The organism is Rhizobium sp. BK060 (assembly GCF_014193145.1).
GTDB lineage: Bacteria > Pseudomonadota > Alphaproteobacteria > Rhizobiales > Rhizobiaceae > Rhizobium.
In genome coordinates this window covers 172,403-178,402 of the sequence record NZ_JACHYW010000012.1, presented here as the reverse complement: position 1 = coordinate 178,402, position 6,000 = coordinate 172,403, and the positions used below count along the sequence as shown (strand labels likewise).

Annotated in this window: 5 protein-coding genes and 1 pseudogene; 1 reads left to right on the top strand and 5 read right to left on the bottom strand. The window is 60.0% G+C overall.

Features of this window, described 5'->3' with window-relative positions; translation table 11 throughout:
* Positions 1-212: 212 nt before the first annotated feature.
* Positions 213-2,216 carry a CocE/NonD family hydrolase gene (locus FHT71_RS15500; protein ID WP_132590116.1) on the top strand — a complete coding sequence of 668 codons (2,004 nt, stop codon included), beginning with the start codon at positions 213-215 and terminating at the stop codon, positions 2,214-2,216.
* A 3-nt stretch (positions 2,217-2,219) separates the two neighbouring features.
* Here FHT71_RS15500 and FHT71_RS15495 read toward each other — a convergent pair whose 3' ends face one another.
* The 5 genes and pseudogenes from FHT71_RS15495 to FHT71_RS15475 all read right to left on the bottom strand — a co-directional run bounded on the left by FHT71_RS15495 (position 2,220) and on the right by FHT71_RS15475 (position 5,913).
* The gene (locus tag FHT71_RS15495; protein ID WP_183720758.1) at positions 2,220-3,131 is read right to left on the bottom strand and encodes an alpha/beta hydrolase; all 912 of its coding nucleotides are present in this window, start codon (positions 3,129-3,131) and stop codon (positions 2,220-2,222) included.
* Positions 3,132-3,340: 209 nt separating this feature from the next.
* Positions 3,341-3,526 (bottom strand): annotated as a pseudogene (locus tag FHT71_RS15490) (protocatechuate 3,4-dioxygenase); the annotation flags it as partial.
* A 499-nt stretch (positions 3,527-4,025) separates the two neighbouring features.
* Positions 4,026-4,175 carry a hypothetical protein gene (locus tag FHT71_RS15485; protein WP_165933103.1) on the bottom strand — a complete coding sequence of 50 codons (150 nt, stop codon included), beginning with the start codon at positions 4,173-4,175 and terminating at the stop codon, positions 4,026-4,028.
* Between the two features lie 959 nt (positions 4,176-5,134).
* A complete protein-coding gene (locus FHT71_RS15480) occupies positions 5,135-5,458 on the bottom strand; it encodes a hypothetical protein (protein ID WP_132590120.1) in 324 nt (107 codons plus the stop codon).
* Between the two features lie 104 nt (positions 5,459-5,562).
* Positions 5,563-5,913, bottom strand: a complete 351-nt coding sequence (locus FHT71_RS15475; RefSeq protein WP_007800090.1) for a hypothetical protein — start codon at positions 5,911-5,913, stop codon at positions 5,563-5,565.
* Positions 5,914-6,000 lie beyond the last annotated feature (87 nt).

Here is a 6,000-nt window from a genome sequence, read left to right as displayed (position 1 = left end):
ATGCATCGCGGCAAGCTGGTGCGGTTCGGCCCGAAATCGACGGCGCTGTCGCCGCCCTTTGACGACTACACGGATCTGCTCTTGAAATCCGTGCCGGAAATGGAGATCGGCTGGCTGGAACGTGTGCTTGCCACGCGACGCATGAAAAGCGCCGGCCATTGACTTGCCGAGGCGAAAGCCTCTCTCATGGAATGTGCATCAAGGGAATGAGCATGACGTCGCGCGGCTTCACCACCATCGAGAATGAATGGATTGTCCTGAAGGATGGAACGCGGCTTGCCGCGCGGATCTGGATGCCAGACGGTGCAGAGGAAAATCCCGTTCCCGCGGCCTTCGAATTCCTGCCCTATCGCAAGCGGGACGGGACCAGTCTCAGGGACGAGTCGACCTATCCGGTGTTTGCCGCGGCAGGCATTGCTGGCGTGCGCGTCGATATCAGAGGGTCCGGTGAATCCGACGGCGTTATCGATGGCGAATATACGACGATGGAGCTTGCCAATGCCTGTGAGCTGATCGCCTGGATCGCCCAACAGCCATGGTCGAACGGCTCGGTCGGCATGATGGGCATCTCCTGGGGCGGCTTCAACAGCCTGCAGGTCGCAGCGTTGCGCCCGCCCGCGCTCAAGGCCATCATATCGATCGCCTCGACCGTCGACCGCTATAACGACGACATCCACTACAAGAACGGCTGCCACCTCTCCGCACAGCTTTCATGGGCCGCGACCATGCTCGGCTATCAATCGCGCCCACCCGACCCCGCGCTTGTCGGCGAGCGCTGGAAGGAGATGTGGCTGGAACGCCTGGCTGGCGAACCCTTCCTGATGGAGGAGTGGCTGGCACACCAGCGGCGCGACGATTTCTGGCGTCACGGCTCGATTTGCGAGGATTTTTCGAGCGTGCAGATCCCCACACTCGTCATCGCCGGCTGGGCCGACGGCTACCGCAATACGCCTTTGATGGCGGTCGAGGGCCTGGGGAGCAAGGCGAAGGCGCTGATCGGCCCCTGGGTCCACAAATATCCGCACTTCGCCTGGCCGAAGCCCCGCGCCGATTTCCATGGCGAAGCGATCGCCTGGTGGAACAAATGGCTGCGCGGCGAGGACAATGGGATCGACGGATTACCGCAGGCACGCGCCTATATTCTCGATGCCGTGCGCCCTGCCGCGCGGCGCGACGCCGATCCAGGCTTCTGGATCGCCAAGGACGCCTGGTCGCCACCGCAGATGGAATGCTTCTATGTCGAGCAATTCGGCCGTTTGACGCAGGGCATGCCGATCCCGCACGCGCCCGATCATATGGTCTATCTGCGCTCTCCGCTCGATACCGGGACGGCATCCGGTGAATTTTTCACGCTGAAGCCAGACGCCGAAATGGCCATCGACCAGCGTGCGGACGATGCCGGCTCGCTGGTCTTCGAGACAATACCGCTTGCCGGGGATTGCGATTATCTCGGCCGGCCCGTGCTTACGCTTGCGCTGCGCCCCCACGCGACAGGTGGCAATCTCTGTGCCCGGCTCATCGACGTCCATCCGGATGGCACGGCAACGCGCGTCGCCTTTGGCGTCGTCAATCTCACCCACCGCGATGGCAATGCCGATCCCAAGCCGCTGGTTCCAGGCGAGAAGGTGTCGGTCCGGCTCGTGCTTGATGCCTGCGGTTATCGCTTCCGCAAGGGCCATCGTATCCGTCTTTCGCTTTCCAGCGCATATTGGCCGATGATCCTGCCACCGCCAGAAGACGAAGGGGTCGAGATCGATCTCGCATCGCTCGGCCTGGCACTGCCATTGCTCGGTGAATTCAGGAGGATCGAAATCGAGGAACCGGCCAATCCCGATCCGCTGCCGAAATATATCGAACATAAAGCCGCAGCAACAAAGCGGCAGGTCATCCGCAACCTTTCGGCCAACCGGACAGAGTATCACATCCATGAGGACACCGGACTTTACGAGCATCCGCAGACCGGCCTGGCCACGCGGCAACTGCGGGAAGAAGTCTGGTCAATTGCGCCGGATGATCCGCTGTCGATGACCGGCACGTCGACCTGGACCTGCGACATGCGCCGCCCCGGTTGGGTCGTGCGGACGGTCGCGACCGCACGGATTGCATGCACCGGGACCGATTGGATCGTCAGCGCCGTTGTCACCGCGTTTGAGGGCGACGTGCAGATATTCGAAAAGATCTTTCCCGAAACGCGGATCGCCCGCGACCTGATGTGATCGTCAGGCCGTCGCAAAACGCCTGATGGCGTCGCACACGGCATAGAAGCCGTCGCGCGCGCCATCGCTCATGTGGCGGGCACGCAGCCAGGCGTGCACCATCTGCGGCTCTTCTCGGAACCACACCTCGATGTCTTCGGCGGCGAGCCGGGCGGCATATTGCCGGCCGTCGTCTCGAAGCGGATCGAAGTGCGCGACCGTGATGAAGGCCGGTGGCAGTCCGGCAAGCGAAGATGCCTGCAACGGCGCGGCGATCTCATTGCCTGCCGGCGCCTGCAGGATATCGCGGTAGTAGGCGACATCCGCTGTCGTCAGGCCGGGCGCCGCGGCCATTTCGACATAGGAGCCCGCGGTGAGGTCTCCGCCAAGCGCCGGATAGATCAGGACCTGGCCGACGACGCCCGGCAGACCCTCATCGCGTGCACGCAAAGCAAGGCCAGCCGCAAGATTTCCGCCGGCGCTGTCGCCGATCAGCACGACGCTGTTGTTGGCGCAAAGCAGATGCTTCAGCACGGCAAACGCGTCATCTGTCTGTGCCGGCCAGCGATATTCAGGGGCCAGCCGGTAATCGACGGAAACCAGTTCCGCACCGGCAAAATCGGCGATCTCGGCGCAGATGGCATGGTGGCTCTCGAGTGAGCCGACAACAAAGCCACCGCCGTGAAGATAGAGCAGAATGGTTCGCGTGGCGATTTCCCGCGGACGGTAGCGCCGGATCGGTATGCGCTGGAGCATGCCGTCCGAAAAGATCATCTCGGCGGGCAGCGGGCGGTCGAAGCGTACGCAAAGGGCGTTGTACCAGCGCCGCTGCTGTTCGATTGATGCTCTAACGGCGTCTGGCGGATAAAAGGCATCGCAAATCGCGAGAAACTGCAGCATGCCCTTTTCGGTGGGGCCAGGCGATTGAATGGACATGCGGGTCCTTTCGCGATTTGGGACACTGCAGATCATGTCCCCAGTCGACTCTGCCCTGATCATGCACCCTTCTGACGGGAACGATCTGTCTGGTCGCGACCTATTGATGTCGCGGCACTTCCTAATTTCGAACCTGCATTCAGGGGCCAGGTGCTAGGCGAAGGGTCTTAGCGGGGGCATTCTGGAGATATTTCCAGGAAAGGCGGCGGGGCATGCACGATCCTGACGACCATAGGCACCGGTAGGCCAACCTTGCCTTCCGACACGTCCTCACGCTCGGGAACGTCGTTGACGTGACAGGGTCCAAGCGTCTGGGCGGCGGTGACGATGCCGTTCGGGCGGCTGCGGAATACGGGCTCCGGCAGTTTAGCCAGATCCACTGCCCGGGTGCCGCCACACCGCGACACGCGTCATTCCCTGTATTGGCGCTCAATGGCGCAACCTCCCACCAGACATCCGTCGCTGCCGTCCCCTCGGGACACCGGTCCGCAACAGGTGCTCACGGCACAGGGGGCTTTGGGTCGCTCCTAACGGGAAGGCCCGGTCGCACCAGCCTACAACACCGGTACCTCAACAGGAAAATGGTACAGGGGCCTGATTGCATAGAGGTTGTAGATTTACGCAGGCTGGACTTTCTAACACGCCAAACGGCCAAAGAGACGCATCAAATCGGATTATCTCGAAGAGTGAGGTCGCCGTTATAGGCTGACTGCTGCGGCTGAGTGGAAAGCCATAGCCGGGACTGCGTGAAATCAACCTCGAACCAATCCTTCGCAACAAACGTAGTCAACGTAACGGGCCCGCCGGGCTTCGATTGATCCCGAGATGATGTCCGGATGGCCGGAAACGGTGAGATCGCAATGTTATGAATCTCTTGGCCGAATGGACTAACGCTCAGTGCCAAATTACGCCGTACAACAACATGGCTGTGACGAATGCCAAGCCGACCAACAGTGATCCCTCAACAGCGAAATTGCCGTAATGAAATCGGCGAACTCCGCCCATGAAGTTTTCGATATGGCGGCGGGTTGTGATGGAAGACATTTGCGCGTCCTCCTTTACTTGTTGGGGCCGAGGGGATGGAACCCTAGGCAGTAGCGCCCTTGGCATTAGCTGCTGCTACAAACACTATGCGCGTTAGCGGAATGGTTGGCAAACGTCATTTGCGTCCGATCGCCAGCTGGGCGGCCTGCCCTGGAAAATCGATGAGGCGTGGACTACCCGTGACGTGGCCAAACATCATGGCGCCGTTGTGTCCGCCGCACTGATGACGCGGGTCCTCTTAGCTGTCGGACACCGGAATAGATCGGCGCGTCCCCCCCACGCTTGGTAAGACGTATTGCGACAACCTTTAGAACGGCTAAGCGGCCCTCGATCTCGCCCATTGACGGAATCGCAAGGTTTGCACCGTTCCCGTAACCGTCGCGCTTGGCATTGTACATCACGCAATCCTCATGACACCGACTGATCCTGTCGGTCGGCAGGTGTCTGCTGCACGTGGACGGGTCTTAGGCTGAAATTCGATCCAGAGTGATCGTAGGCCGTTAGGCAAGTGAGCGGCTGCGATTACATTAGACATCGCAGGTTTGGAAGTTGTCGTTTCGGCTGACCTCAATTCTTAACGGGTGCAGGTGTTCGCTCGAAATGCTCTCGAACCATGCAAGCAATGCCTCCCGTGATGAAGTCTTGGAAGAGACATCCAGTGCCGGTGGGCATAGATCCGAGCCAACGACTCCGGTCCTGCTGATCCGCATCAACGTGAATCGCTGCTGCAAGGGGCCAATTGTGTCCCAGTTCAGCCCAAAAATCCAGAAAACCATCCCGCCAACAGCGCTAAGGCTGCTACCATAAGAATCACTATCCATACGCCGCGACCGCGCTTCGGCGGTCTCCCAGAATAGCGATCAGGGTCGGCCATCGTACTCGTCTCCAAAATACGCCCTTCGCTGCGCGCCGCCTTCCGCGCGGCAGCCTTGGGGTTCCAAGCTGAACGCAGCGTTGAATTATCGCCGATCGGCGTCCTTGAAGGCAACCTTTCTGTCATGACGATCCCGTGCCAGTTCAAGCTCCTTCATCGTGGGGACCTTTTCGAATAATGAGGTCTTGCTTTCCACCTCGAAACCACCAAGCTCTTCGGTCGGCAATTGAACCTCCGCAACGACATTCCCTGGTGTGTCGCCGTGTCGGCTGCACAGCGTGGCGCGAGCGTCTGAAGCCTGAACGATCAATTCCTCAGCCGATGGGCTAGCTATCGGGCGGCTTTCGTTAGCGCTACCATTCCTTGTTCTGCCGAAGGAGGCAGGTTTGGTGATTTTATCCTTGAGCATCGGTCATCCGTCGATCTGTGTTTGACTGATCGCTATCGGATAGTTTTGCGCTCAGGGCATGGCTCCCTCCATTCAGGCTCCGCGATCCTTCCAAGGCCATGAATTTAGCCCGCGCTTCCAAGCGCAATCTGGCATGCCTGCGCAAGGTCTGCATTTGGCTCGCTGCTGCCAAGCGGCGTTGCCCAGCCTGCCTTCTTGATAACGTCGCTACGCCCGTATGTACCGGCTGCCTTGAGTGCGGCCATGATCTCTGCCGAAGCCGGATCCGTTTTGGCCCTCTCGAGGCAATAGGGCGTGAGCGCAGCCGCGATGGCCGAGGTTCGCTCGATCCCGGCTGCTTTTTGAGCACTGCCGTTGGTCATCCACCCGCCCCATGTGAAGCCGACGATCGCAAGCGCGGCCGCGCCGCATACTGCTCCCCATAGGCCGGGGCGAAGCCAGGTCATATCTTGCATGTCCATATCCAATCTGAGTGAAAGCACGCAATATTGCGCAAAAGGATAATAGCACAATAAACAAAGTGCGGATTGTATATTATTTAT